General features: G+C 72.8%; 24 protein-coding genes and 3 tRNA genes. 4 read left to right on the forward strand and 23 right to left on the reverse strand.

Features of this window, described 5'->3' with window-relative positions:
• Positions 1 to 184: 184 nt before the first annotated feature.
• Positions 185 to 1,174 (reverse strand): DNA polymerase III subunit delta, encoded by a 990-nt coding sequence (gene holA, locus JAO84_RS11365; RefSeq protein ID WP_370412751.1) that lies wholly within the window; start codon positions 1,172 to 1,174, stop codon positions 185 to 187.
• Between the two features lie 56 nt (positions 1,175 to 1,230).
• On the opposite strand from holA, the gene JAO84_RS11370 reads away from it, so the two are divergent.
• A complete protein-coding gene (locus tag JAO84_RS11370; RefSeq protein WP_370412753.1) occupies positions 1,231 to 1,476 on the forward strand; it encodes a hypothetical protein in 246 nt (81 codons plus the stop codon).
• A 7-nt stretch (positions 1,477 to 1,483) separates the two neighbouring features.
• Here JAO84_RS11370 and JAO84_RS11375 read toward each other — a convergent pair whose 3' ends face one another.
• The 10 genes from JAO84_RS11375 to JAO84_RS11420 form a co-directional block, all read right to left on the reverse strand.
• Entirely contained in the window at positions 1,484 to 2,365 is an 882-nt protein-coding gene (locus tag JAO84_RS11375) for a YceI family protein (protein WP_370412755.1), read from the reverse strand.
• Between the two features lie 153 nt (positions 2,366 to 2,518).
• Positions 2,519 to 3,787 carry an MFS transporter gene (locus JAO84_RS11380; protein WP_370412757.1) on the reverse strand — a complete coding sequence of 423 codons (1,269 nt, stop codon included), beginning with the start codon at positions 3,785 to 3,787 and terminating at the stop codon, positions 2,519 to 2,521.
• Between the two features lie 3 nt (positions 3,788 to 3,790).
• Positions 3,791 to 4,384 (reverse strand): winged helix-turn-helix domain-containing protein, encoded by a 594-nt coding sequence (locus JAO84_RS11385; protein ID WP_370412759.1) that lies wholly within the window; start codon positions 4,382 to 4,384, stop codon positions 3,791 to 3,793.
• 52 nt (positions 4,385 to 4,436) lie between these two features.
• Positions 4,437 to 6,863, reverse strand: coding sequence for a ComEC/Rec2 family competence protein (locus JAO84_RS11390; protein WP_370412761.1), 2,427 nt, complete (start codon positions 6,861 to 6,863; stop codon positions 4,437 to 4,439).
• Positions 6,860 to 7,933, reverse strand: a complete 1,074-nt coding sequence (locus JAO84_RS11395; RefSeq protein ID WP_370412763.1) for a helix-hairpin-helix domain-containing protein — start codon at positions 7,931 to 7,933, stop codon at positions 6,860 to 6,862. Before JAO84_RS11395 ends, JAO84_RS11390 begins: the two co-directional genes overlap by 4 nt.
• 110 nt (positions 7,934 to 8,043) lie before the next feature.
• Positions 8,044 to 8,889: a DegV family protein gene (locus JAO84_RS11400; RefSeq protein WP_370412765.1), complete on the reverse strand. Its 846-nt coding sequence runs from the start codon at positions 8,887 to 8,889 to the stop codon at positions 8,044 to 8,046.
• Between the two features lie 166 nt (positions 8,890 to 9,055).
• The gene (locus JAO84_RS11405) at positions 9,056 to 9,781 is read right to left on the reverse strand and encodes a hypothetical protein (protein ID WP_370412767.1); all 726 of its coding nucleotides are present in this window, start codon (positions 9,779 to 9,781) and stop codon (positions 9,056 to 9,058) included.
• 133 nt (positions 9,782 to 9,914) lie between these two features.
• Positions 9,915 to 12,785, reverse strand: coding sequence for a leucine--tRNA ligase (gene leuS, locus JAO84_RS11410; RefSeq protein WP_370412769.1), 2,871 nt, complete (start codon positions 12,783 to 12,785; stop codon positions 9,915 to 9,917).
• A gap of 264 nt (positions 12,786 to 13,049) precedes the next feature.
• Positions 13,050 to 13,122: transfer RNA gene (locus tag JAO84_RS11415), tRNA-Ala, on the reverse strand.
• A gap of 14 nt (positions 13,123 to 13,136) precedes the next feature.
• Positions 13,137 to 13,209: transfer RNA gene (locus JAO84_RS11420), tRNA-Ala, on the reverse strand.
• A gap of 121 nt (positions 13,210 to 13,330) precedes the next feature.
• On the opposite strand from JAO84_RS11420, the gene JAO84_RS11425 reads away from it, so the two are divergent.
• Complete coding sequence (locus JAO84_RS11425; protein WP_370412771.1) at positions 13,331 to 14,668, forward strand: glycosyltransferase 87 family protein; 1,338 nt, start codon at positions 13,331 to 13,333, stop codon at positions 14,666 to 14,668.
• On the opposite strand, the gene JAO84_RS11430 is transcribed toward JAO84_RS11425, so the two are convergent.
• Together JAO84_RS11430 and JAO84_RS11435 are read right to left on the reverse strand one after the other, a co-directional pair.
• The gene (locus JAO84_RS11430; RefSeq protein WP_265862737.1) at positions 14,647 to 14,880 is read right to left on the reverse strand and encodes a hypothetical protein; all 234 of its coding nucleotides are present in this window, start codon (positions 14,878 to 14,880) and stop codon (positions 14,647 to 14,649) included. The two genes, JAO84_RS11425 and JAO84_RS11430, sit on opposite strands and share 22 nt — an antisense overlap.
• A gap of 218 nt (positions 14,881 to 15,098) precedes the next feature.
• Positions 15,099 to 16,532 carry an MFS transporter gene (locus JAO84_RS11435; RefSeq protein ID WP_370412773.1) on the reverse strand — a complete coding sequence of 478 codons (1,434 nt, stop codon included), beginning with the start codon at positions 16,530 to 16,532 and terminating at the stop codon, positions 15,099 to 15,101.
• Between the two features lie 93 nt (positions 16,533 to 16,625).
• On the opposite strand from JAO84_RS11435, the gene JAO84_RS11440 reads away from it, so the two are divergent.
• On the forward strand, positions 16,626 to 17,498 hold the full coding sequence (locus tag JAO84_RS11440; RefSeq protein ID WP_370412774.1) for a helix-turn-helix transcriptional regulator: 873 nt from the start codon (positions 16,626 to 16,628) through the stop codon (positions 17,496 to 17,498).
• Positions 17,499 to 17,582: 84 nt separating this feature from the next.
• Here the strand turns inward: JAO84_RS11440 and JAO84_RS11445 are convergent.
• The 7 genes from JAO84_RS11445 to JAO84_RS11475 all read right to left on the reverse strand — a co-directional run bounded on the left by JAO84_RS11445 (position 17,583) and on the right by JAO84_RS11475 (position 21,877).
• Positions 17,583 to 17,655: transfer RNA gene (locus tag JAO84_RS11445), tRNA-Ala, on the reverse strand.
• A 93-nt stretch (positions 17,656 to 17,748) separates the two neighbouring features.
• Positions 17,749 to 18,402, reverse strand: coding sequence for a histidine phosphatase family protein (locus JAO84_RS11450; protein ID WP_265862739.1), 654 nt, complete (start codon positions 18,400 to 18,402; stop codon positions 17,749 to 17,751).
• Positions 18,399 to 18,836, reverse strand: a complete 438-nt coding sequence (gene rsfS, locus JAO84_RS11455; protein ID WP_265862740.1) for a ribosome silencing factor — start codon at positions 18,834 to 18,836, stop codon at positions 18,399 to 18,401. Before rsfS ends, JAO84_RS11450 begins: the two co-directional genes overlap by 4 nt.
• An 83-nt stretch (positions 18,837 to 18,919) precedes the next feature.
• Entirely contained in the window at positions 18,920 to 20,656 is a 1,737-nt protein-coding gene (locus tag JAO84_RS11460; RefSeq protein WP_370412775.1) for an LCP family protein, read from the reverse strand.
• A 19-nt stretch (positions 20,657 to 20,675) separates the two neighbouring features.
• Entirely contained in the window at positions 20,676 to 21,296 is a 621-nt protein-coding gene (nadD, locus tag JAO84_RS11465; protein WP_265862320.1) for a nicotinate-nucleotide adenylyltransferase, read from the reverse strand.
• A gap of 69 nt (positions 21,297 to 21,365) precedes the next feature.
• On the reverse strand, positions 21,366 to 21,530 hold the full coding sequence (locus tag JAO84_RS11470) for a hypothetical protein (protein ID WP_265862321.1): 165 nt from the start codon (positions 21,528 to 21,530) through the stop codon (positions 21,366 to 21,368).
• Between the two features lie 83 nt (positions 21,531 to 21,613).
• Positions 21,614 to 21,877, reverse strand: a complete 264-nt coding sequence (locus tag JAO84_RS11475) for a hypothetical protein (protein ID WP_370416961.1) — start codon at positions 21,875 to 21,877, stop codon at positions 21,614 to 21,616.
• Positions 21,878 to 22,005: 128 nt separating this feature from the next.
• On the opposite strand from JAO84_RS11475, the gene JAO84_RS11480 reads away from it, so the two are divergent.
• Positions 22,006 to 23,112 carry a M48 family metallopeptidase gene (locus JAO84_RS11480; protein ID WP_370412776.1) on the forward strand — a complete coding sequence of 369 codons (1,107 nt, stop codon included), beginning with the start codon at positions 22,006 to 22,008 and terminating at the stop codon, positions 23,110 to 23,112.
• Here JAO84_RS11480 and JAO84_RS11485 read toward each other — a convergent pair.
• The 3 genes from JAO84_RS11485 to JAO84_RS11495 form a co-directional block, all read right to left on the reverse strand.
• Positions 23,097 to 24,176, reverse strand: a complete 1,080-nt coding sequence (locus tag JAO84_RS11485) for a hypothetical protein (RefSeq protein WP_370412777.1) — start codon at positions 24,174 to 24,176, stop codon at positions 23,097 to 23,099. The two genes, JAO84_RS11480 and JAO84_RS11485, sit on opposite strands and share 16 nt — an antisense overlap.
• Positions 24,177 to 24,299: 123 nt before the next feature.
• Positions 24,300 to 24,872 carry a hypothetical protein gene (locus JAO84_RS11490; RefSeq protein WP_370412778.1) on the reverse strand — a complete coding sequence of 191 codons (573 nt, stop codon included), beginning with the start codon at positions 24,870 to 24,872 and terminating at the stop codon, positions 24,300 to 24,302.
• A gap of 89 nt (positions 24,873 to 24,961) precedes the next feature.
• Positions 24,962 to 26,245, reverse strand: coding sequence for a glutamate-5-semialdehyde dehydrogenase (locus JAO84_RS11495; RefSeq protein WP_370412779.1), 1,284 nt, complete (start codon positions 26,243 to 26,245; stop codon positions 24,962 to 24,964).
• Between the last annotated feature and the right edge of the window lie 61 nt (positions 26,246 to 26,306).

Here is a 26,306-nt window from a genome sequence, read left to right on the forward strand (position 1 = left end):
GTCCGGGACTCCAGCGGGCCCTCTAACCGCTCCCGACGGCCACCCCGGCTCCGTACGCGAGACGCGTTCGCCACGCGTGTACGGGCCACCCGAGCAACATCCCGCAGGCCCCGCCGTCCTCCTTCCCCAGGAGGCGGCGGGGCCTGCGGCTTTTCCAGGGCTTTTCCAGGCGTACGGGTACGCGTCAGGGGCGGCGCATGCGGGCGGCGCGGGCGATCGCGACGACCGCCTTCTCCAGCGCGTACTCGGGGTCGTCGCCGCCGCCCTTGACGCCCGCGTCGGCCTCGGCGACCGCGCGCAGGGCGAGGGAGACGCCGTCGGGGGTCCAGCCGCGCATCTGCTGGCGGACCCGGTCGATCTTCCAGGGCGGCATGCCGAGCTCGCGGGCGAGGTCGGCGGGGCGGCCGCCGCGGGCCGAGGACAGCTTGCCGATGGCCCGGACGCCCTGGGCGAGGGCGCTGGTGATGAGGACCGGCGCGACGCCCGTGGACAGCGACCAGCGCAGGGCCTCCAGGGCCTCGGCGGCGCGGCCCTCGACGGCGCGGTCGGCGACGGTGAAGGACGAGGCCTCGGCGCGGCCCGTGTAGTAGCGGCCGACGACCGCCTCGTCGATGGTGCCGTCGACGTCCGAGGTGAGCTGTGCGACGGCGGAGGCCAGTTCCCGCAGGTCGCTGCCGATGGCGTCGACGAGCGTCTGGCAGGCCTCGGGCGTGGCCGAGCGGCCGAGGCTGCGGAACTCCTGCCGCACGAAGGTCAGCCGCTCCGCGGGCTTGGTCGTCTTCGGGCAGGCGACCTCGCGGGCGCCCGCCTTGCGGGCCGCGTCGAGGAGCCCCTTGCCCTTGGCGCCGCCGGCGTGCAGCACCACGAGGGTGATCTCCTCGGCCGGGTCGTCGAGGTAGACCTTGATCTCCTTGATGGTGTCCGCCGGCAGGTCCTGGGCGTTCCGCATGACCAGGACCTTGCGCTCGGCGAAGAGCGAGGGGCTGGTCAGCTCGGCGAGTGCGCCGGGCTGCAGCTGCTCGGGAGCGAGGTCGCGCACGTCGGTGTCGGCGTCGGCGGCCCGGGCGGCCGCCACCACCTCGCGCACGGCACGGTCGAGCAGCAGGTCCTCCTGGCCCACGGCGAGCGTGAGCGGGGCGAGGAGGTCGTCGGGGGAAGACTTCTTGGTGGCCATCGCGGTCAAGGATCCCACGCGCCACCGACAGCCGGTCCATCGTCGAGAATGTGCGCGTGAGCGATGTGAGACACGTGCTGGTGCTGCCCGACCGCGACGCGGCCGAGGAGGTCGCGGAGGAGCTTTCGGACCGCTTCGGGCTTGCCGAGGAGCCGCAGCTCGTCCGGGACGCCCTGGCGGGCGAGGACGACGCGGAGGACGCCCAGTGGCTGGTCGTCGTCGAGGACCCGGAGGGCCGCCTCGACCCGGCGGCCCTGGACGCGCTGGCCGCCGAGCACGAGGGCTGGCTGGAGGCCCCCTGAGGCCGGCTCAGGACGCCTTGGGCACGATCTGGATGTCCAGGTCGATGGTGATGCTGGAGCCGATGGCCGCGATGCCGCGGGCGAGCAGGGTCTGCCAGGTGAGGGTGAAGTCCTCGCGGTGCAGTTCGGTGGTCGCCCGGCAGGCGCCGCGGGTCTCGCCCTGCAGCCCGTTGCCGAGGCCCAGGTACTGGGTGTCGAGGGTGACCGTGCGGCTGACGCCGTGCAGGGTGAGCGCGCCGGTGACGGCCCAGCGGCTGCCGCCCCGGTGCACGAACCGGTCGCTGTAGAACTCCAGCGTCGGATACGCGCCGACGTCGAGGAAGTCGCCGGAGCGCAGGTGGTCGTCGCGCATCTGGACGCCGGTGTCGATGGAGGCCGCGTCGATCACGACGTGCATGGCCGACTGCTCCATCCGCTCGGCGATCCGCACGGCGCCGGCGAAGCTGTTGAACCGGCCGTGGATCCGGGCCAGTCCGATGTGCCGGGCGGTGAAGCCGATCTGCGAGTGGGTGGGGTCGATCTCCCAGTCGCCGGGCTCGGGCAGCGTCTGCTGCGGTGCGATCCGGAGCCGTACGTCGCCCAGGCCCGCGTGCCCGGACTCCTCGACGAGCGCGTTGGAGTGGTACGGCGTGTAGCCCTCGGCCGTCACCGCGACCCGGTACTCCCCGGCCGGCACGGTCGCGAGCACGCTGCCGTACGGGTCGGTCTCCCCGGCCAGCACCTTGCGCCCCGCCGTGTCGGTCACGGTGAACTCCGCCTGCCGGACCGGCTCGTCCACCGGATCCAGGACCCGGCAGCTGAGCACCCCCGCCGAGGACGGGACCGTGATGCCCGCCAGCGGACCGCCCCTGGAGGCTCCCGGACCACGCTTGCCGAACAGACCGAACACTTTCCGTACCCCCGGAAGACCAGCTGACGTTTTCGCTTCGACGAAACCTGACGAGAAAACGCATTCGATCACTCTTGCCGCGTTAGAGGCAAACGGCGGAAGTGTTACCGGAGGTCCGTTTTCGGCGGAGTGGGCCGGAACCCGACTCCCGTGTCAGGAGCGCACGGGCACGGGCGCTTCCCTGGGCTGTTCGGGCAGTTTCCGCAACCGCGGCAGCGGCGACGGCAGCAGCCACAGCACGGCGAGCACCGCACCGGCGGTGCCGATCCAGAGGGTGGGGCGCAGTCCGAGGACGGTGCCGAGGAATCCTCCGGCGAGCGCGCCGAGGGGACGGAAGCCGTGGTTGAGCATCCGGTAGGCGCCCATCACCCGGGCCCGGATGGCGTCGGGTATCAGCGCCATCTGCAGGGAGCCGGCCGCGATGTCGACGACCATGACGCCGGCGCAGGACAGGAACTCCGCGGCGAAGAGCAGCCCGAGGACCAGCGGCAGCGGCCCGTGGGCCGCGGGTATGAGCACCAGCGGCAGGGTGAAGCCGGTGAACCCGAGGACGAGCGAGGGGCCGATTCCGATGCGCCGGACCACCGCTCCGCTGCAGGCCGCGCCGATCAGTCCGCCCACGGCGGCCGTGCCGAGCACCGCGCCCAGGACGCCGGGGTTCAGGCCGAGTTCCTTCGTGGCGTAGAGCACGGAGAGGGTGTGGAACATGAAGTTGAAGAACTGGACCGTGCCGGAGGCGGCGAACAGCGCCCGCATCGACGGGTTCCGCACCAGCCAGCGCAGCCCCTCGGTGAAGTGGCCCTTCTCGACGGGCGCGGGGGCGGGCTCGGCCGGCTGGATCCGGGCGAGGTAGCCGGCCGACAGCAGATAGGTGAGCGCGTCGGCGAACAGCGCGAGGGGTGCGGTGAGCACCTGCACCAGCACGCCTCCGATGCCCGGCCCCGCCAGCCAGGCCATCGAACGGCTGCCGTTGACCAGGGAGTTCGCCTGCACATACCGCTCGGTGGGGACGAGCGCCACGAACAGGGTGGCGTTGCACACCTCGAAGAGCACGGTGAGCGCCCCCACCCCGAAGGCCACCAGGTAGAGCTGGCCGAGCGTCAGCAGGTCGAGGAGGTAGGCGACCGGGAGGGTGAGCAGGAGTGCGGCGCGGGCCAGGTCGGTGAGGATCATCACGCGCCGCCGCCGGGCCTGCCGGTCGACCCAGGCGCCGAACGGCAGGTTGAACAGCAGCGCCGGCAGCAGCTCTGCCGTCTTCAGCCAGCCCATCTCGGCGGCGTCCGCGCCCAGGACGAGCACGGCGGCGAGCGGCAGGGCCATGAGCGAGATCTGGTCGCCGAGGAGGGAGACGGTCTGTCCGGTCCAGTAGCGGCGGAAGGTCTTCTCCCGCAGCAGTGCGGGCACGCGCGCCGTGAGGGCCATCGCTCACCCCTCTCCGCCGGCCGGGGGCAGCCGGTCCACGAAGGCGAGGTGGACGATTGCCACGGGCTGGGCACCCTCGGGCCGCCGCGCGGGGTCGGCCTCGCGCTCCTCGTAGGGGCGCAGCAGCTCGGCCATCCGCTCGCCGAGGGTCGTGAGCTCCTCGGGGGTGAGGTGGAGCAGGGTGTCGCCGAACCGCTCGGCCTCCTGCCACTCCCGGGGCAGGGTGTGCCGGTGCTCCATGGCCCGGACGATCCGCTCGAAGTACACCTCGGCCGCGGCCACGTTGAGCGCGTCGGCGGCCTGCGCGACCGCCACGTCGTCGCTGTGGTCGGGCCACTCGGTGAACCGGGCCGTCGCCTGCCAGGGCTTCTCCCGCCCCTTGCCGCCCTGCGCCTGCTCCACGAGCCCGTACTTGGCGAGCATCCGCAGGTGGTACGAGCAGCTGGCGACGGACTCGCCGGTGAGCTCGGCGGCCCGGGTGGCGGTGAACGGGCCTTCCCGGCGCAGCAGGCCCACGAGGGTCATCCGCGTCGGGTGGGCGTAGGCGCGCAGGGCGCGCGGATCGGTGAGCTGGATGCTGCGAGGCTGCTCCGTCATGATGTAAACGTATCCTTAGAAAGATTCCTTTACAACGATTTCTTTAGATGACTCAGACGGGGTCCGGCCCGCCCGGGAGCGTGTACGCCGAGAGCCCGCCACCCGCGCCGCTCACCACGATCGCCCCGTCCCGGTCCGTGCTCAGCACCCGCGCCCCGCCCTCCCGCAGCGCCCCCACCGTCAGCGGCGAGGGGTGTCCGTAGGGGTTGTCCCGGCCCGCCGACACCAGCGCGAGCCGCGGCCGCACCGCCCGTATCAGCCCCGGGTCCTGGTGCGCCGAACCGTGGTGCGCGACCTTCAGCACATCCACCGGCCGCAGCCCGGGATACGCCCGGGCCAGCAGCCGCTGCGCCGGGGGTTCGAGATCCCCGAGCAACAGCAGGCTCACCCCGCCCGCGGCCCGCACCAGCAGGGCGACGCTGGCGTCGTTCGGCCCCGACTCCACCGGGCCCCCGCCGGCCGGCGGCCACAGCACCGACCACTCCAGCGACCCCAGCCGGCGCCGCTCCCCCGCCCCGGCCCGCACCATCGGCACCCCGGCCGCGCGCGCCGTCCGCCGCACGAACTCCGCCTGCTCCGGCGGCTCCTCAAGGCCGGTCGTCTGGATCACCCCCACCTCCCGCCCGCGCAACACCCCGGGAAGCCCGGCCACATGGTCCGCGTGGAAGTGGGTGAGCAACAGGAGCGGGATCCGGCGCACCCCCAGCTCGCGCAGACACCGGTCGACCGGCCCCGGATCCGGCCCGGCGTCCACCACCACGGCGGTGTCCCCGCCGGCCGCGAGCACCGTCGCGTCGCCCTGCCCGACCTGGCACATCGCGAACACCCACCCCGGCGGCGGCCAGCCCGTGACCAGCCAGACCACTGGCGGCGGCCGCACCACCGCCAGGAGCAGCAGCACCGCACAGCCCGCACCGACCCAGCGGCGCCCCGGCAGCCGTCGCACGGCGAGCAGCACAAGACCGGTGAGGAGCGCCAGCAGGAGTCCGCCCCACCAGCCCTCCGGCCAGGAGATCTCCGCCCCCGGGAGCCCGGCCCCGGTGCGGGCCACCTTCGCGATCCACCCGGCCGGCAGGCCCGCGCACCAGGCCACCGCCTGCGCCGCTCCCGGCCACAGCGCCGCGAGGGCGAGCGCGAGGAACCCGAGCACGGTGGCCGGGGCCACCGCCGGCTCCGCGAGCAGGTTCGCGGGCACGGCGACCAGGCTCACCCGGGCCGCGAACACCACCACGACCGGCGCGCACACCGCCTGCGCCGCCAGCGTCGCGGCCAGCGCCTCCGCGATCCGGCCCGGCACCCGGCGCCGCCGCAGCGCGTCGCTCCAGCGCGGGGCGACGGTCAGCAGCGCACCGGTGGCGAGCACCGACAGCAGGAAGCCGTAACTCCGCGCCAGCCACGGGTCGTAGAGCACGAGGACGAGCACCACGGCGGCCAGCGCCGGGATCAGCGAGCGCCGCCGGCCGGTCGCGACGGCGAGCAGTGTGACAAGCCCGCAGGCCGCCGCCCGCAGCACGCTCGGATCCGGTCGGCACACCACCACGAACGCCAGCGTGAGCACTCCCCCGGCCAGCGCCGTGCCCCGCAGCGGAAGCCCCATCCGGGGAGCCAGCCCGCCCCGCTCGACCAGCTGCGCCGTGCCCGGCCTGCCGATGAGCAGCAGCAGGACGACGGTCAGGTTCGAGCCGGAGACGGCCAGCAGATGGGTCAGATCGGTGGCCTCGAAGGCCCCCTTCAGCTCGGGACCGACCCGCGAGGTGTCACCGACCACCAGGCCCGGCAACAGCGCCCGGGCGTCCGGTGCGAGCCCCTCCGTGGCCTCGCGCAGCCCAGCCCGCAGCCTGCCGGCCGTGCGCTGGAGCGCGCTCGGCGGCCCGGTGATCCGCGGCGGCCCGGCGTCATCGGCCCGCAGCACCGCCGCGAACGGGTCGCCCGGGCGGGCCGGCACGGCCGCCCGGCCCGTCACCCGCAGCAGGGTCGACGGCAACAGCCGCAGCCACGCCGCACGTTCCCGCCCCGGTGTCACCAGGACGAGGACGGGGGCCCTGGTCCGGTACGCCGCGCCGTCCCGCGCCTCGACCCGGGTCACCTCGCCCTCCAGGACCACGGACACCGGCGCCGCCCGGCTCCCGCGCACCTTCGGGGTGGTGAGCCGCGGATCGGCGGTGACCGTCACCTCCGCCGCCACCCGCCCCTCGGCCCGCGCGAGTTCGGGCATCGGCCCCCGCCGCAGGTCGGCCGCGTGCAGTCCGGCGGACGCCGCGCCCGCCGCCCCGCAGAGCAGCACCCCCGCGCAGGCCGTCGCCCGCAGCCCCCGCCGGGCGGCCGGAACCAGGAGCAGCGCCGCTCCGCCGAGGCAGAGCAGCACACCCGCGACCGTCCACCAGCCGGCCGCGCCCACCGCGAGAGCCGCCCCGCCCCAGGCGGCGAGGGCCGGCGGCACCAGCCGCAGATCCGCCGGCCCCTCCTCCACGGCGCTCACGGCCGGACCAGCGGCGCGAGGTCCGCGAACCGGCGCGCGCCGATCCCGTTGACGTCCCGCAGCTCGGCGACCGTCCGGAACCCGCCGTGCTCCACCCGGTGTTCCACGATGCGCCGGGCGAGGACCGGGCCGACCCCGGGCAGCGCGTCGAGCTGTTCCACGGTCGCCGTGTTCAGGCTGAGCGGAGCGGCCGGCCGCGGCACCCCGGCCGCGGTCCCGCCCGCCGCACCGCCGACTCCCGTCCCACCGCCGGCGGCGACTGCCGGCAGTCCGACCACGACCTGCTCGCCGTCCATCAGCACCCGGGCCCGGTTGAGCCCGGTCAGATCCGTGCCGGGGCGGATGCCGCCCGCCGCACGCAGGGCGTCGGTGACCCGCGACCCCACGGGCAGCGTGAACACCCCAGGAGTGCGGACTTTTCCGCCGACGTCCACCACGACCACCGCCGCCGCACTCGGACTCAGCTGCGGACTCGGGCTCGGGTCGGCGGGCGATCCCTCGCCCGGTCCGGTGTCCACCGCCCGGGTCCCGGGCAGCGGCCGGGCCGCGGCGACCACCTCGGGCGCCCTGATCTGCTGCGGCCGTCCCGTCCAGAAGTAGGCCCCGGCCCCGCCCGCGGCCACCATCAGGACCATGGTGAGCGCGGCCAGCGAGCGCCGTTCGAGCCCGCACCGGGACTGCGCCCACAACGGCAGCCGGTCCCGCAGCGCGAGCTTCGCCAGCTCCCCGCGCGACAGCTCCGGTTGCGGTCCGGCCCGTTCCCGGTCCGCCTCGGGCTCGCGGTCCGCCTCGGGCTCACGGGCCGGCGGCGGGGAGGGTGGAGGTGGTGCCGGGGGCGTGGGAGGGGCCGGGGGCGGCGCGGGGGCGGGGCGTGGTGGGGCGGTGGACGGGAAGAGGGCCTCGCCCCGGCTTCGTACCGAAGGAGGAGAGGCGAGCGCGCCTGCTGTGCGCCGGCGACGGGCCCTGGGGCCCACGGCGCGGCCCCGGGACCTGCCGTCGGAGCCGGGCGCCCGGCCCGGGCCGCTCGTGGGGCCACTACGACGTGTTGCGATCTGCGTGCGAAGAGTCATGACATCGACGGTAGGCCGCCGCGGAACCCTTCGGCCGGGGCCGGTCGATTCCCGTGGACAACCGCCGAGTTGTGGAAAACTCCGTCACCCGTATGGGGGATGTCGGTCCGTCAGCGCGGCGAGACCACGACCGCGAGCAGCCCCGGACCGGTGTGGGCGCCGATGACCGCGCCGACCTCGGTGACCTGGAGGTTCTCGACGCCCGGCAGGCGTTCGCGCAGCCGCTCGGCGAGTGCGGCGGCCCGCTCAGGGGCGGAGAGGTGGTGCACGGCGATGTCGACGGCTCCGGCGCCGGCCCGCTCGGCCGCGATCTCCTCCAGGCGGGCGATCGCCTTGGACGCGGTGCGCACCTTCTCGCGCAGCTCGATCCGGCCGCCCTCGAGTTCGAGCAGCGGCTTCACGGCCAGCGCGGAGCCGAGGAGGGCCTGGGCGGCGCCGATCCGGCCGCCGCGGCGCAGGTAGTCGAGCGTGTCGACATAGAAGAACGCGGAAGTGCCGGAGGCCCGCTTCTCGGCCGCGGCGACGGCCTCGTCGAGCGAACCGCCCGCGTCGGCGACCTCCGCCGCCGCGAGGGCGCAGAAGCCGAGGGCCATGCCCACCATGCGGGTGTCGACGACCCGTACGGGCACGGGGGCATCCTTCGCGGCGAGCACGGCGGCGTCGTAGGTGCCGGAGATCTCACCGGACAGATGGAGCGAGACGACGCCCTGGGCACCCGCCTCGGCGGCGGCCCGGTAGGTGGCCGCGAAGACCTCGGGCGCGGGGCGCGAGGTGGTCACCAGTCGGCGCTTCTGCAGGGCCTCCGCGAGCGAGCGGGCCGAGATCTCGGTCCCTTCCTCCAGCGCGCGGTCGCCGATGACGACGGTGAGCGGAACGGCGGTGATGGCGTGCCGCTCCATCGCCTGGGCTGGCAGGTAGGCCGTGGAATCGGTGACGATCGCGACATGCCGGGACATGAGCGGGAGGTTACCCGGAGGGGCCGCCGTGCGGCAGCCCGGGCCCCCGGCACGGGCCCCGTCCGGCCCGTGACCCGCACGGAATCCGCCCGCCGTGCGCACGAACGTACGCCCGGGCGATACCGCACGGCTCTCACAGAGGTCGGGCGCCCGGAGAGCCGACGGTTCAGGTCGTGGTCTCGGGCCGGGTCGACTTCTCCCACGGGTAGGCCGTGCGGCGCGGGTCCGGCCCCTGGATCGCCTGCGGCTGCCCCGACGGTCCGGCCGGACCGCTCGCCGCCCCCGGCCGGCTCTGACTCTGCCCCTGGCTCTGCGCGGGTCCGGCCGTCGCCCCGTCGAGGCCGTCCGTGCCGGTCCAGTGGCGCAGGGCGCCCGCCTCCACGTCGATCTGGGCGCTCAGCGAGGACAGGTCGTCCTCGGCGAACTTGCGGGCGCGGTCGCGGGCGGCGAAGCGCAGCGCGTCGGCGGAGTGGGTGATCTGCTCGGTGCGCCGGCGCAGCTCGGGCAGCTGGGCCGCGACATGGGCCCGGTCCGGCTCGCGCTCCAGCCGCTTGAGGTCCTCGTCGAGCTCGCGCCCGTGGGCGCTGAGCCGCTGGAAGAGGTCGAGGGACTCCTGCAGGGAGGCGTCCTCGGCCACCCCCGCGTTCAGGGAGTCCTGGGTGGCGCGCATCGAGGTGCGCAGTGAGAGGCGCAGCTGGGCCAGCTCGCCGGCGACGCCGGTCTGGCCGAGGCTCTTGGCGCGCAGCGTGGTGTCCTCGACCGTGCGCCGGGCCTGGTCGATGGTGCGGTCGACCCCGCGCTTCGCCGCCTTGGCGACCTTCACCGTGGCGTAGATCCCGAGCGCCACGAAGGCGACGAACAGCAGCGCCATGATCGTGATCGCGGCTTCCATGAGCGTCGCCCCTCCGGCCTGGATTGTGGTTCTTCCACGGTAAACGGAAGGGGCAGGCCGGTGGTTCCAGATGAACCCCCAACCTGCCCCCACCACTCCCCTAGGGGACGGCGTGGATCAGCGGCCGACGGCGTCAGCCGGCGACGATGTTGACCAGCTTCGGCGCGCGGACGATGACCTTGCGGATCTGCGCGCCGCCCAGCGCCGCGACGACGTGCGCGTCGGCCAGGGCCAGCGCCTCCAGCTCCGCGTCGGTGATCGACGGGGAGACCTCCAGGCGGGCCTTGACCTTGCCCTTGATCTGCACGACGCAGGTCACGGTCTCGTCGACGACATAGGCCGGGTCGGCGACCGGGAAGTCCTGGTGGACGACCGAGTCGGAGTGGCCCAGGCGGTGCCACAGCTCCTCGGCGATGTGCGGGGCCAGCGGGGCGACCAGGCGCACCAGCTGCTCGGCGACCGGGCGGGACACCGCGCCACCGGACTTGGTCAGGTGGTTGTTCAGCTCGGTGATCTTGGCGATGGCGGTGTTGAAGCGCATCGCCGCCATGTCCTGGGCGACCCCGTCGATGGCCTTGTTCAGGGCACGCAGGGTGTCCTCGTCGGCGGCCTCGTCGACGACCGTGACCTCGCCGGTCGTCTCGTCGACGATGTTGCGCCACAGGCGCTGCAGCAGGCGGTACTGGCCGACGACGGCGCGGGTGTCCCACGGACGGGAGACGTCCAGCGGGCCCATGGCCATCTCGTACAGGCGCAGGGTGTCGGCGCCGTACTCGCCGCAGATCTCGTCGGGGGTGACGGCGTTCTTCAGGGACTTGCCCATCTTGCCCAGGACGCGGCTGACCTTCTCGCCCTCGTACCAGTAGGCCCCGTCGCGCTCCTCGACCTCGGCGGCCGGGACGGCGATGCCGCGGGAGTCCCGGTAGACGAATGCCTGGATCATGCCCTGGTTGTACAGCTTGTGGAACGGCTCGGCGGAGGAGACGTGCCCCAGGTCGAACAGGATCTTGGACCAGAAGCGGGCGTACAGCAGGTGCAGCACGGCGTGCTCGGCACCGCCGACGTACAGGTCGACGCCGCCGGTGGGCATGCCCTCGCGCGGGCCCATCCAGTACTGCTCGATGGCCGGGTCGACCAGCTTCTGGTCGTTGTGCGGGTCCAGGTAGCGCAGCTCGTACCAGCAGGAACCGGCCCAGTTGGGCATGGTGTTGGTCTCGCGGCGGTACTTCCGGGGGCCGTCGCCCAGGTCCAGGGTGACGTTGACCCAGTCCTCGTTGCGGGACAGCGGGGTCTCCGGCTGGGTGTCCGCGTCGTCCGGGTCGAAGGTGCGCGGCGAGTAGTCCTCGACCTCCGGCAGCTCCAGCGGCAGCATGGACTCGGGCAGCGGGTGGGCGACGCCGTCCTCGTCGTAGACGATCGGGAAGGGCTCGCCCCAGTAGCGCTGCCGGCTGAACAGCCAGTCGCGCAGGCGGAAGTTGACAGTGCCCTCGCCGATGCCGCGGTCGGTCAGCCAGGCGGTGATCCGCTCCTTGGCCTCGACGACGCCCAGGCCATCCAGCGCGACGTCCTTGTTGGAGGAGTTGATCAGCTTCGCCTCGTAGGAGGCGAACGCGTCGTCCCACTCGGCCGGGTCGGTGCCACGGCCGTCGTTGGGCTCGACCACGCAGCGCATCGGCAGCTCGAAGGCGCGCGCGAACGCGAAGTCGCGGGTGTCGTGCGCCGGGACGGCCATGATCGCACCGGTGCCGTAGCCCATCAGGACGTAGTCGGCGATGAAGACCGGGACCTGCTCGCCGCTGACCGGGTTGGTCGCGTACGCGCCGGTGAAGACACCGGTCTTGTCCTTGGCCTCGGCCTGCCGCTCGACGTCGGACTTGGCGGCGGCCTGCTTGCGGTAGGCGTCGACGGCCTCGGCGGGGGTGGCGTGTCCGCCGGTCCACACGTCGTGGGTGCCCTCGGGCCAGGCGGCCGGGACGATCTTCTCGACCAGGTCGTGCTCGGGGGCCAGCACCATGTAGGTGGCGCCGAACAGGGTGTCCTGGCGGGTGGTGAAGACGGTGATCGCGCCGGTGTCGCCGACCTGGAAGTCGACGCGGGCGCCCTCGGAGCGGCCGATCCAGTTGCGCTGCTGCAGCTTGATGGCCTCGGGCCAGTCCAGGCCGTCCAGGTCCTCGAGCAGGCGGTCCGCGTAGGCGGTGATGCGCATGTTCCACTGGCGCAGCTTGGCCTTGAAGACGGGGAAGTTGCCGCGCTCGGAGCGTCCGTCGGCGGTGACCTCCTCGTTGGCCAGGACGGTGCCCAGGCCGGGGCACCAGTTGACCGGGGCGTCGGAGGCGTAGGCCAGGCGGTACTCGCCCAGGACGTCGGCGCGCTCGCCGGCGGTCAGCTCGCTCCACGCGCGCGTGGAGCCGGGGATCTCACGAGTGCCGTTCTCGAACTGCTCGACCAGCTCGGCGATCGGGCGGGCCTTCCTGGCCTCGTCGTCGTACCAGGAGTTGAAGATCTGCAGGAAGATCCACTGGGTCCACTTGTAGTACTCCGGGTCGATCGTGGCGAACGACCGGCGCTTGTCGTGGCCCAGGCCCAGCCGGCGCAGCTGGACCTTCATGTTCTCCATGTTGGCCTCGGTGGACACGCGGGGGTGCGTGCCGGTCTGCACCGCGTACTGCTCGGCGGGCAGGCCGAAGGCGTCGAAGCCCAGGGTGTGCAGGACGTTGTGGCCGGTCATGCGCGCGTGGCGGGCGAAGACATCGGTGGCGATGTAGCCCAGCGGGTGGCCGACGTGCAGGCCCGCACCGGAGGGGTACGGGAACATGTCCATGATGAACTTCTTGGGGCGGGCCGCGAGGGCCGCGTCCCCGGCCAGGTCACCACTGGGGTTCGGGGCCTCATAGGTGCCCTCGGCGTCCCAGGCGTCCTGCCAGCGTGCCTCGATGTCGGCGGCCAGGCTCGCCGTGTAGCGATGCGGGGCCGCCGTCTCGACAGCCGTGTTGATCTCGGTCATGGTCCTTGAAGCTCCATCGATCGTCTCTGCCCACTGCCGGCACTGCCACGAAATGAAAAATCCCCTCGCACAGGAGGGGACGCCGCGCCGATGCCGACCGGATCTTCATCCGTCGGGACTGATCAGCGCGGCTCGCTAAGCAGAAGGCGTACGGCACGCATGGCGTCAGGGTACCGCAGGGCCCGATCGGGCCGCACCGACGTTCCGGGGACCGGGATACGAAGAAGCGGGCCGTCCTGGTGTGGACGGCCCGCTTCTCTTCTGTGGAGCTAAGGAGAATTGAACTCCTGACCTCCTGCATGCCATGCAGGCGCTCTACCAACTGAGCTATAGCCCCCTGTACGGGTTCTGTGGAGCTAAGGAGAATTGAACTCCTGACCTCTTGCATGCCATGCAAGCGCTCTACCAACTGAGCTATAGCCCCTTGTTTAGTTGTGTCGCGCCGGTTTCCCGTGCGGCGACGGACAGAACAGTAACCGTCCGCCGGTCCGTTCGCCAAATCCATTTGGCGGGCCCGTCCGGCGGTGCGGGTAGGGTCGCCGTCTGTGTCCGCCTCCTCCTCGCCCCCGCCCGCCCCGTCCCGCGCCCGGCTCCGGTCCCCGGCCGTCGCCGCGGCGGTCTGTCTGCTCTCGTTCACGGCGTTCTGGGTGGCGCAGCGGCTCGCCCACGTGAACATGCTGGACGTGATGGTCTACCGGGCCGAGGCCGAGACGCTGCGGGCCGGCGGCGACCTCTACGCGATGCGCGCCACCTCGGCGAACCTCGCGATGACCTATCCGCCGTTCGCCGCCGTGCTGTTCCTGCCGCTGACCCTGGTGGGCGTGCCGCTGATGCGGACGCTGACCACGGCGGGGAACCTGCTCCTGGTGGTGGCGCTCGTACAGCTGTCGCTGCGGCTGATCCGCCCCGCTCTGGCACGTCCGGAGGCGCGCGCCGAGCTGTGGCGAACCACACTGTGGATCGCGGCGGTCGTGGTGTGGTGCGAGCCGGTGTGGACGACGCTGCGGTACGGGCAGATCAACCTGCTCGTGGCGGTGGCCGTGCTGTGGGACCTGACCCGTCGCGAGGGCAGCCGCTGGGCCGGTCTGGGCATCGGCCTGGCCACCGCGGTGAAGCTCACCCCGGGGCTGTTCGTGGTCCTGCTGTTCGCCGCCGGGCTGCTGCTGTGGCGCCGGGACCGGGACCGGGCCCTGAACCAGTGGCTGCGGACGGGCCTCACGGCGACCGGCGTCTTCCTGGTGACGACGCTGACGATGGCGGTGGCGCTGCCCGCCGACTCGAAGCGGTTCTGGACCGGGACCCTGTTCGAGACCGGCCGGGTCGGCCACGCCGAGGAGACCGCCAACCAGTCGCTCAGCGGCGTCCTGGCCCGGCTGCTGCACACGGACGCGCCGGGGCTGTGGTGGCTGGCCGCGGCGGTCCTCCTGGGCGGCGCGGCCATGGTGCTCGCGGTACGGGCGGCGGTCCGCGGCGACCGGGCGGTGGCCGTGGTCGTCACGGCGTTCGCGGCGCTGATGATCAGCCCGATCTCCTGGTCGCACCACTGGGTGTGGTGCGTGCCGCTGCTGATCCTGCTGTACGACCGCGCCACGCGCGCGTGGCTGGTGACGGGGGCCGTTGCCCTGGCGTTCGCCTCGTTCGCGCTGTGGTGGGTGCCGCACGACCCGGGCCGTCCCGAACTCGACCAGAACGCCGGGCAGATGCTGCTCTCCGCGGTCTATCCACTGACGGCGCTCGCGGTCTTCGCCGGCTATGCGCTGTCGCTGCGGCGGACGCGCGGCCTGGACCCTGTGGAGACGGTCCCGCGGCCCCGCGAGGAGACGCGGGAGCCTCAGGGGCGGGAGCCTCAGGGGCGGGAGCCTCAGGCCGTGGCGAACGAGTAGAACCGCTTCAGGGTGCAGTGCTCGTCGAGGAGCCGGCCGTAGATCGGCTCCCCTTCGAGCTCGCGGTAGGTCTCGATGGGGTCGCCTTTTATGATCAGCGCCCGCGCGCACTCCTCGCACCAGTACTGGAAGGAGGGGTTCACGGGGTCCATGTCACGGACGATGGGCGTCCCGCTGCCGCACCAGTCGCACTTCCGCCGGTGCGCCCCCATCATGCGGCTCCCGTCACGGAGGCGGCACGCGGCGCACGGGTGAGCGCCACACGGGTGAGGGGCGACTTCCACGGTCCGGGGGCGGATTCCGCGACGGCATCGGCTGCGAGGCTGTCGGCTGCGACCTCGTCGGCACCGTCCACGGCCATGCGCGCTCCCTCCCGCCCGGACCCTCTTCCCCACCGGCGGTCCGATTCTGCCATGGGCCCGCAAGGGGGTCAGCGTCGTCGGCGGAGCAGGCTCGCCGAGGCACCCAGGACCGCCGCCGCGGCCAGCGCGAGGGTGCATACCCAGAGCGCGTGGGCGGACACATGCGCCCCCGGCCCGGTGATCCGGCCGAGGAAGAGCGCGCCGAACGCGGCGACGCCGATCAGCTGGCCGAGCTGGGTCACCGTGGCGAGCAGTCCGCTGGCGTCGGCGGCGTCCTCCGGCCGTACCGTCGCGAGCGCGCCGGTCAGGGCCGGGCTGAAGGCCAGCGCCAGACCGGCGCCCATGGCGCAGAGCACCGGATAGAGCACCCAGCCGCCCGCGCCGCCGTCCCTGAGAACGGCGCCCACGCCGACCGAGGAGGCCGCGGTGAGCAGGAAGCCGGCGGGCACCAGGAAGGGCTGCAGGCGGGCGGGCCAGCGGCGCCAGGTGAGGCCGACGAGTCCGAAGACGGCGGCGGTCGGCGCGAAGGTGAGGCCGGTGCGCAGCGCGCTGTGCCCGAGCGCGCCCTGCAGGTGCAGGGTGAGGGTGAACAGGAAGCCCGCGTTGACGGCCATCACGGCGGCGATCCGTACGACGGCCCGGCCGATGCCGGGGCTGCGCAGGACCCGGGGCGCGACGATCGGGGCGCCGCCGCGCCGGGCGAGCCCCGCCTCGTACGTGCCGAAGGCGGCGAACAGGAGCAGCGCGCCGGCGAAGGACAGCCAGGTCCACAGCGGCCAGTCCTTCTCCTGGCCGAGGACGAGGGGGACGGTGAGGAGCGTGACGGAGCCGGCGAGCAGCAGCAGTCCGGGCAGGTCGAGGGAGCGGGACCGCTCGGCCGCGGTGCCGGCGTCGCGCGGCAGCACCTTGGCGCCGAGGGCCAGCAGGGCCAGGCCGATGGGCACGTTGACCAGGAAGACCGGGCGCCAGCCGGTGCCGAACAGGTCGGCGCTGACGAGGACGCCGCCGACGACCTGGCCGGCCGCGGCGCCGGTGGCGAGGACGGCGGAGTAGGCGCTCAGCGCGCGGACCCGGCCCTCGCCAGTGAAGTTGCGCTGGATGAGGCTGAGGACCTGGGGGATCATCAGGGCCGATCCGGCGCCCTGGACGACCCGGAAGGCGATCAACTGGCCGGTTCCGGCGGCCAGTCCGCAGGCGAGCGAGGCGACGGTGAAGACCATCAGCCCGGCGAGGTAGACCCGCCGGTGGCCGAGCCGGTCGCCGAGCCGCGCGCCGGTGATCAGCAACACGGCGTAGGCGATGGTGTATCCGGCGACGACGAGCTGGATTCCGGCGCCGCTGGCGGCGAGTTCGGTACGGATGGTGGGGGCGGCGACGTTGACGATGAAGACGTCGAGCAGCGCCATGAACTGGGCGGCGAGCACGACGCCGAGCAGGGCGCGGGGTCGGTTGTCGGTGCCGGGGTCTTTACTGAGTACGGGACGTGTGGTGGTCGTCGTCATACGAGGAGCGTGACGCCGGCCGGATACGGGTAACGAGAGCCCGTCGATGCTGGTACTGACAGCACCTGGCAACGGCGGCGCGGGGACTCGACCATGGGGGATGTGACGACTGTGGCAGTGGCGGGCGAGACGCGGCGGAGGCCGGAGCTGGCGGCGTTCCTGCGGAGCCGGCGGGCGCGGGTGACGCCCCAGGACGTGGGCATGCCGCCAGGCCTGAGACGGCGCACGCCCGGGCTGCGCCGCGAGGAGGTGGCGCAGCTCTCCGGGGTGGGTGTCACCTGGTACACGTGGCTGGAGCAGGGGCGGCCGATCAACGCCTCGTCGCAGGTGCTCGACGCGGTGGCCCGCACGCTGCGGCTCGACCGGCCGGAGCGCGAGCACCTCTACCACCTGGCGGAGGTGCCGTACGAGCCGGAGTCGGCGCCCGAGCACGCCGTCGGGGCCGGCCCGGAGATCCAGGGCATCCTGGACGCCCTGGTGCCGCTTCCGGCGGTGGTCTACAACGCGCGGTACGACGTGCTGGCCACGAACGCGACGTACGAGATGATGTTCCTCCGGGAGGACGGCAGGCCCTGGACGGGCCCGCTGGGCGTGCGCAATGTGCTGTGGAGCCTGTTCACGATGCCCGCGGACAAGTGCCCGGTGGTCGAGAGGCATCTGGAGCTGCCGCTCATGGTGGCCCAGTTACGGGGTGCGTACGGGCGTCATGTGGGCGAGCCGGCGTGGGAGTCGTTCGTACGGTTGCTGAGCGAGGCGAGCCCGTACTTCGCGGAGCTGTGGCGCAGCGGCGACGTGGTGCCGCCGGGGACCCGGGTGAAGACCTTCCGGCACCACCGGGCGGGCGAGATACGGATGACCTCGGTCTCGCTGTCGATCAACGGGATGCCGGAGTGCCGGATCGTCACCTACACGCCGAACGACGAGGAGAGCCGGCGCTCCATCGACCTCCTGCTGAACGGTGCTTGACGTGCGGAGGGAAAGCGGGGCGAGGGCGAGGGGCGGGGGAAACGACGGATCCCGCCCCCTGCTGGGGACGGGATCCGGTGATTGTGGAGCTAAGGAGAATTGAACTCCTGACCTCCTGCATGCCATGCAGGCGCTCTACCAACTGAGCTATAGCCCCGCGCGTTCTTCGCGCTCCGCGCTGCGAACAAGATGAACTTTAGCCTGTGACCTGCCGGAAAGTGAAATCGGTCCGGCAGGCCACACGCGGTGCTCAGTCGTCGTCGCCGAGGACCGGCTCGGGCAGCGTGCCGGCGTTGTGCTCCAGGAGACGCCAGCCGCGGGCGCCCTCGCCGAGGACCGACCAGCAGCAGTTCGACAGGCCGCCGAGGGACTCCCAGTGCCGGGCCTCCAGCTCGAGCAGCCGGCCGATCGTGGTGCGGATGGTGCCGCCGTGGCTGACCACGACGAGCGTGCCGTCCACGGGCAGCTTCTCGGCGTGCTCCAGGACCACCGGGGCGGCCCGGTCGGCCACCTCGGTCTCCAGCTCGCCACCGCCGCGCCGGACCGGCTCGCCGCGCTTCCACGCGGCGTACTGCTCGCCGTACCGCGAGGTGATCTCGTCGTGGGTCAGGCCCTGCCACTCCCCCGCGTACGTCTCGCGCAGGGCGGAGTCGTGGGCGACGGCGAGGCCGGTGAGCGCGGACAGCTCGGCGGCGGTGGCCGCCGCCCGCTTGAGGTCGGAGGCGACGATCGCGTCCGGCTTCAGCGCGGCGAGCAGCCGGGCGGCCCGGCGCGCCTGGGCGACGCCGGTCTCGGTCAGCTCGATGTCCGTGCTCCCCTGGAAACGGCGCTCCAGGTTCCACGAGGTCTGGCCGTGGCGCCAGAGCACGATGCGGCGGCCGTTGCCGCCCTTGCCACTGGTCAGCTCAGCTCACCGTCCGCACCCTCGGCGCCCGTGAGCCGGGCGTGCTCCTCCGCCTTGCCGCGGGTCTTCACAGCGTCCTCGGGGAGCGGCAGCTCGGGGCAGTCCTTCCACAGACGCTCCAGGGCGTAGAAGACCCGCTCCTCGCTGTGCTGGACGTGGACCACGATGTCGACGTAGTCGAGGAGGATCCAGCGGGCGTCGCGGTCGCCCTCGCGGCGCACCGGCTTGGCGCCGAGCTCCTTGAGCAGCCGCTCCTCGATCTCGTCGACGATCGACTTGACCTGGCGGTCGTTGGGCGCGGAGGCGAGCAGGAAGGCGTCGGTGATCGACAGCACATCGCTGACGTCGTACGCGATGATGTCGTGAGCGAGCCGGTCGGCCGCCGCCTGGGCGGCGGCGTTGACGAGCTCGATGGAGCGATCCGTGGCGGTCACAAGCAGGCTTTCGTCGGCGGTCTGAGACACCTCAAGGGTCTCATGTACCGCCGACGGGCCCGAAAAGGATTACCGGAGGGGGGTCACCCCTTCCCTCCGGGAGCCTTGTAGTCCTCACCCAGCACCACGGTGACCTCGGCGTTTGTGGCGGCCTTGCCCTTGGCGACGGATCCGGCGGGCAGCCCCAGGGTCTTGGCGACCTCCACGGCGGCCGGCTTCTGGGCGTCGTCCGCGTAGAGGACCTGCGACTTCTCCTGGGATCCGGCCCTGGTGCCGCCCACCACGGCGTAACCGCCGTTGATCAGGACCACGCGGGCGGCCTCGGTGGCCTCCTTGCCGCTGCCGTCGCGGATCGCGACCCGGGTGGCGGCGCCCTGCTCGGGGGCGGTGACCTTGCCGCCGAGGATGTCCTTGACGACGCTGTCGCCGGTGGCCTCGCTGAGGGAGCCGTCGGTCTCGACGGGCAGCACGGCGGTCTTGTAGGCGCCGATCTTGGCGTGCTCGGCCAGCTTGGCCAGGGAGGCGCCAAGGTCCTTCTCGGGCAGCGAGGGGTCGAGGATCTGGGCCAGGGTCTCGATGGTGACGGTGGCGGCCTTGGGATCGTCGGAGATCTTCCGCAGCACGCCGTACATGACCTGGCCGAAGCGCTGGAGCTGCTTGGCCTCGGCCTCGCCGGAGGCCCGGTAGGTGGCGTAGGCGACGGCAGCGCGGCCGTTGAGGGTCTGGTCCTCGCCCCTCTTGACCAGCGGCTCGGCGCCGGGCTTGTCACCGGGCACGTCGGTGTCGGTGGTGATGTCGATGTTGCCGACAAGCTCGACGAGGTTCTCCAGGTACGGGGTGTCGAGCCGCCAGGTGCCGGCGATCTTCGCGCCGAGGAGGTTGCCGAGGGCCTCGCGGGTGCCGCTGGAGCCGTCGTCCTCGACGGACTTGGCGAGGGTCGTCGTGGCGCCGTCCTCGTCGGCGACGGCGAGGGAGTTGGGCAGCAGGACGGTGGTGCCCTGCTTGGTGGTGCTGTTGTCGACGAGGAGGGCGGTGGAGGTGCCGCCGCCCTTGGTGTTGTGCAGATGGATGACGATCGTGTCGCGCTGCTGCGGGCCGGTGGCGGTGTTCTGCGCGGCCCCCTCGCCGGACGACAGGCCGGGGAGCTTGCCGGCCGACCAGAGGTAGCCGACGCCGCCGACGGCGACGAGCACCAGGACCACGACGAGGGTGACCAGGCGGTTGCGGCCGCGGCGGCGGGCCTCCTCGCGGCGCTCGGAACGGCTCTCGGTGAACTTGAGCCAGTCGATGACGTCCTCGGAGTCCTCGTCGGGCTCCTCGATGAACGAGAACTGCTCGGTGCGGTAGTCCCGCCCGTCGTTCTCGGGCGCCGGGCGCTGCCCGGGCACGGCGGCCGGGGCGCCGGGGGCGGCCTGCGGCGGACGGGGCGGCGGCGGGGCCTGCGGGGTGGGAACGGGCTCGGTGCGGACCGCCCACTGCTGACCGGTCTGGTCGACCTGACCGGCCTGGCCGACCTGACCCATCTGGCCCGTGTCGTACTGCTGGTAGTCGTACGAGCCGGGCTGCTGCGCGTACGGGTCGTACTGCGGCTGCTGGGGATGCTGGGCCTGCTGGGGAGCCGCCTGCTGCTGCCCGTACGGGTCGTAGCCGTAGTGCTGCGGCGGTGCCTGCGGCTCCGGCTGCTGCTGGACGGGCTGTCCGTACGGGTCGTAGTGCTGCTGCGGGACCTGCTGCTGGTACACCGGCTGCCCGTACGCGTCGTAGCCGATGATCTGCGGCTGCGGATAGTACGGGTCGTACGGGTTCTGCTGATCGTTCACCGGTGCCCCTCCCCGAGGCTCACTCGCCGCGGTACAACTGGCGCTTGTCGATGTAGCGCACCACACCGTCCGGGACCAAATACCAGACCGGGTCGCCCTGCGCGACCCTCGCCCGGCAGTCCGTGGACGAGATGGCGAGCGCGGGGACCTCCACGAGCGACACACCGCCCTTGGGCAGGCCGTCGTCGGTGAGGTCGTGACCCGGCCGGGTGACCCCGATGAAATGGGCGAGGGCGAAGAGCTCCTCGGCGTCGCGCCAGGTGAGGATCTGCGACAGCGCGTCGGCGCCGGTGATGAAGAAGAGGTCCGAGTCGCTGTTGAGGGAGCGCAGGTCCCGAAGGGTGTCGATGGTGTACGTCGGCCCGCCGCGGTCGATGTCGATGCGGCTGACGGAGAACTGCGGGTTGGACGCGGTGGCGATGACCGTCATCAGATAGCGGTCCTCGGCGGGCGAGACCGCCTTGTGGCTCTTCTGCCACGGCTGCCCGGTCGGCACGAACACCACCTCGTCGAGGTGGAACAGGGCGGCCACCTCGCTGGCGGCCACCAGGTGTCCGTGGTGGATCGGGTCAAACGTTCCGCCCATCACGCCGAGTCTGCGCTTGCCGCGACCGCCAGTAGGCACTTCCTGCTCTCCCATGCGTGCAGAGCCTACTGGCACGGCGTCGAACACCGGATCAGCGGCCTCGCGGCTCGGCCGGCCCGCGGCTCAGCGGTCGCGGTTGAAGCGGGTGGTCACCCAGAGCAGCAGCAGCAGCGCGAGCAGGGCGCCGCCACCGGTGACGTACGGGCTGAGGCTTTCGTGGTTGCCGCCGTGCTCGGCACCCTCGTTCGCGAGCGTGACCAGGTTGGCGGCGGTGGCGTGGAGGCTCATCTTCGACGTGACCTTCGATCGGGGATGGGAGCGGAGACTTCGCGCACATCGTATGCGGCGCGTCGCGGAGCGCTCACGCCGACTCAGGCGTTGGCGTCACCGGGGCCGTTTTCCCCGCGCGCCGGGGTGGACGCGGCGGCCTCGGCGTCGGCTCCACCGCGGTCGCTGTCGGCATCGGTGCTGTCGGCGGTGTCGCCGTCGCTGCGGTAGCCGCGGAGCAGGAACCAGGCGAGGAAGGCGCCGCCGACGATCGAGACGAGCAGCACGATGCGCAGCGTGTCGCCCGGGCCCTGCTGGGTGGCGGCGGCGAGCAGGGGCGTGACGGCGGTGGTCGCGATGTCCGGCATGGCGGTCGTGCTCCTCGGTTGTCCACACTGCCCGAGTTATCCACAGGCTCCGGCACACGGTAGTCCCCTCCCCTAGGCTGGGTTGCGTCAGGGGGACGAGCATCGACTCGTACGAACAGGGGGTATCCATGACCGATCACCACGAGGGACACCTGCCGGGCCGGCAGCGCAAGCGCTTCCCCGGCATCTCCTCCCGGGCCTACGAACACCCGGCGGACCGCTCGGCGCTGGTCGCGCTGCGCAAGCTGAGCGGCTTCGACACCGTCTTCAAGGCCCTGAGCGGACTGCTGCCGGAGCGGAGTCTGCGGCTGCTGTTCCTCTCCGACTCCGTGCGGGTGAGCGACGCGCAGTTCACCCATCTCAACGACATGCTGCGGGACGCCTGTTACATCCTGGACCTGGAGAAGGTCCCGCCGATGTACGTGACGCAGGACCCGAAGCCCAACGCCATGTGCATCGGTCTCGACGAGCCGATCATCGTGGTCACCACCGGTCTGGTGGAGCTCCTCGACGAGGAGGAGATGCGGGCCGTCGTCGGACACGAGGTCGGCCACGCGCTGTCGGGTCACTCGGTGTACCGGACGGTGCTGCTCTTCCTCACCAGCCTGGCGCTCAAGATCGCCTGGATCCCGCTGGGGAACGTGGCGATCATGGCGATCGTCACGGCGCTGCGCGAGTGGTTCCGCAAGTCGGAGCTGTCGGCCGACCGGGCCGGGCTGCTCGTCGGGCAGGACGTCCAGGCGTCGATGCGCGGCCTGATGAAGATCGCCGGCGGCAACCACCTGCACGAGATGAACGTGGACGCGTTCCTCGCCCAGGCGGACGAGTACGAGAAGGGCGGCGACCTGCGGGACTCCGTCCTGAAGATCCTCAACGTGCTGCCGCGCTCCCACCCCTTCACCACGGTGCGGGCGGCCGAGCTGAAGAAGTGGTCCGAGACCCGCGACTACCAGCGGATCATGGACGGCCACTACCCGAAGCGCACGGAGGACAAGGACACCTCGGTGACCGACTCCTTCCGCGAGTCCGGGCGGCACTACGCGGACACGGTGCGCACGAGCAAGGATCCGCTGATGAAGCTGGTCAGCGACATAGCCGGGGGCGCCGGCGATCTGGCGGGCGGCCTGGGCGACAAGCTGTTCGGCCGCTCCGGCGGCGGGCAGGGGCCCAAGGGCCCGAAGGGCTCCCAGGGCGAGCCGGACGGTCGGAGCCCGGACGGTCAGAGCGAGGGCTGAGCACCCGGGGCCAGGGTCCCGCAGAGCGCGGAGGTGGTCGGCCGGCCCGTGGCGTACGGGTCGGTGACCGCCTGCCGGCTCGGGTCGGCGGCCCGCTGCCCGGCCAGCAGCGGCCGGAGCGCTCCGGCCGGGTCGGCGTCGCAGGACTGCGGGCCGGCCTGGACGGTGCTGGTGAGCAGTTCGGCGCGGTGCATCCGCAGGTCCTCGCGGTCGAAGCGGAAGTGCAGCTCGCGGTGGACGGTGAACAGCGAGGCGCGGGGCGCCGGGCCGGGGCCGGAGGTCGCGGGCCGGACCGCGTAGGTGAAGGTGTGGTCGGCCGTGACGTCCAGCAGGTCGGTGTTGACCTCGGCGAAGCGCAGGGTGCCCTGGACCCGGATGTTCGGGTCGGCGAGGACCACGGTCCGCGGGTCGAAGCGGACCAGCCAGCCGGAGACGGCGTGCCGGCCGTCGTCCTGGGGCGATTCGACGCTCCGGTCGAACTGCTCCAGCTGGTCGGGGTCGAGGAGGAGCCGCGGCGGGCGGACCGTCTGTCCGGACAGGACCTCGGGATCGAGCGAGGAGGCGACCAGGTACTCCTTGGCGATGCCGAGGGCGGTGACCACCTGGCTCTCGGAGAAGTCGGTGGTGCGGGCGGCGAGGGGGAGGTTGATGCCGGCGGCGCCGGTGCGGTATTCGGCGGCGGGGCTGTGCGCGAAGAGACTGGCGGGGGTGCCGCCGGGGACGGCGTCCTGCGGGGCGAGCGGGACCATGGTGGTGCTCAGGGGTTCGGCGCGCTGGTCGAGCGGGGGCTGGTAGGGGTTGCGGACGCCGAGGTAGACCGCGGTGCCGAAGGCCAGAAGGATCAGCAGGACGAGCATGAGGGCCTGCCGGGAGCCGCTGCGGCCCTCCCGGCCGGGGCGGGAGCGGACCGCCTGGGCGTGCTCCCCCATCCGCTCCTCGGCGGAGAACTCCTGGAGCCGGGCAGCGCGGACGAACGACTCGTCGAAGACGACGGATCGGTACTCGTCCTCACCGCCGGGGAGTCCCTCGGGGTTCCCCTCAGGCGGGTCGCCACGCCCTGCCATACCTTCAGGGTAGGTCGGCGGAAGCCCCGGTAAACGCCCAGGTACACGACAACTTCGGAAGATTTCCGACGCGGCTGCGGCGAATGGGCGAAGGGCCCTGCGGGCGGCGCCGGAGGGGAGGGGTCAGGGGGCGCCCGGGACCGCCGGGACGGGCGGGGCTGAGGACATGGTGGCCGCGGAGGGGGCGGCGGGGGCCTTGTCGACGCCGGTGGTGGCCGGGGGCGGCATGCGGTCCTGGCGGTTGGCGGAGGCGCCGCGGTAGACGGCGCTGAAGGCCAGGGCGACCATGCCGACGCCCATCAATAGGGCGAGCACCCAGGCGACCGGGCGGTGCCAGCGGGCGCTGCCGCGGTAGGGGCGCAGGGCGCCGCCGTGGGGGCCGTAGGGGCCGAAGGCGTCGTCGGCGGTGTCCGGGTCGTAGCTGTCGTGGTGCCGGCCGAGGTCGTAGGCGTCCTCGTAGGGGTCCTCGTCGGCGAGGCCGGCGACGGCGCGGGCCCGGGCGGCCTCGGCCTCGGCGCGGGCCTGGGCGGCGGCGAGCAGCCGCTCGACCGCGGTGGGCTCGTGGAACTGCGCCCCCCGTACGAAGTCCTCGTCGAAGACCACGGTGGCGAATTCCTCGTCGGCGCCGCCGCGGTCGACAGAGTCCTCGGGGTCCTGGCCGTCCTGGAACGGCGTGCCCCCCACGTCGTCCGGCACGGGTTCAGAGTAGACCGGAGAGGGGGTTTTGGGCAGGGAGAGCGCGAACTGTCCCTGCCCGTGACAGCGGCACGGAGGGTGAGTGCCGGTTACCGGATGTGACCGTCGCCGGTCACGATGTACTTGGTGGAGGTGAGTTCCGGAAGGCCCATGGGGCCCCGGGCGTGCAGCTTCTGGGTGGAGATGCCGATCTCGGCGCCGAAGCCGAACTGTCCGCCGTCCGTGAAGCGGGTGGAGGCGTTGACGGCGACGGTGGTGGAGTCGACCAGCTGGGTGAAGCGGCGGGCGGCGGCCTGGGAGGTGGTGACGATGGCCTCGGTGTGGCCGGAGGACCAGAGCCGGATGTGTTCGACGGCCTTGTCGAGGGAGTCGACGACGGCGGCGGCGATGTCGTAGGAGAGGTACTCGGTCTCCCAGTCCTCGGGGGTGGCCGGGACGACGGTGGCCTTGCTGCCCTCGGCGCGGGCGAGGACCCGCTCGTCGGCGTGGACGGTGACGCCGGCCTCGGCGAGGGCGTCCAGGGCGCGCGGCAGGAAGGCGTCGGCGATGTCCTGGTGGACCAGGAGGGTCTCGGCGGCGTTGCAGACGCTGACCCGGTGGGCCTTGGAGTTGACCAGGATGTCGACGGCCATGTCGAGGTCGGCCTGGGCGTCCACGTAGACGTGACAGTTGCCGGTGCCGGTCTCGATGACGGGGACGGTGGACTCCTCGACGACCGTCTTGATGAGGGATGCGCCGCCGCGCGGGATGAGGACGTCGACGAGGCCGCGGGCGCGCATCAGCTCGCGCACCGAGTCGCGGGACTCGCCGGGGACGAGCTGGATGGCGTCGGCGGGGAGGCCGGCGCCGCCGATGGCGTCGCGCACGACCTTCACCAGGGCGGTGTTGGAGGAGTAGGCGGAGGACGAGCCGCGGAGCAGCACCGCGTTGCCGGACTTGAGGCAGAGGGCGGCGGCGTCCACGGTGACGTTGGGGCGGGCCTCGTAGATGATGCCGACGACACCGAGCGGGACGCGGACCTGGCGCAGGTCGATGCCGTTGGGGAGGGTCGAGCCGCGGACGACCTCGCCGACCGGGTCGGGGAGCGCGGCCACGTGCCGGACGTCGGCGGCGATGGCCCGCACCCGCTCGGGGGTGAGGGTGAGGCGGTCGATGATGGCCTCGCTGGTGCCGGCCTCGCGGGCGCGGGCGATGTCCTCGGCGTTGGCCTCGACGATCTCGGCCGTGCGGACCTCCAGGGCGTCCGCCATGGCCAGCAGGGCGTCGTCCTTCGCGGCGCGCGGCAGTGGCGCGATGTCGGCGGCCGCGGCGCGGGCCCGGTAGGCGGTCTGGGCGACCGGGGACATGTTGTCGAAGGGCATGAGCGAGGTCATGTCCGCAGGGTACTGGCACCGCTGCGGACATCCCTCACGTATCCCTCCGCCGTCCCGTACT

Source organism: Streptomyces fradiae, assembly GCF_041270065.1.
GTDB lineage: Bacteria > Actinomycetota > Actinomycetes > Streptomycetales > Streptomycetaceae > Streptomyces.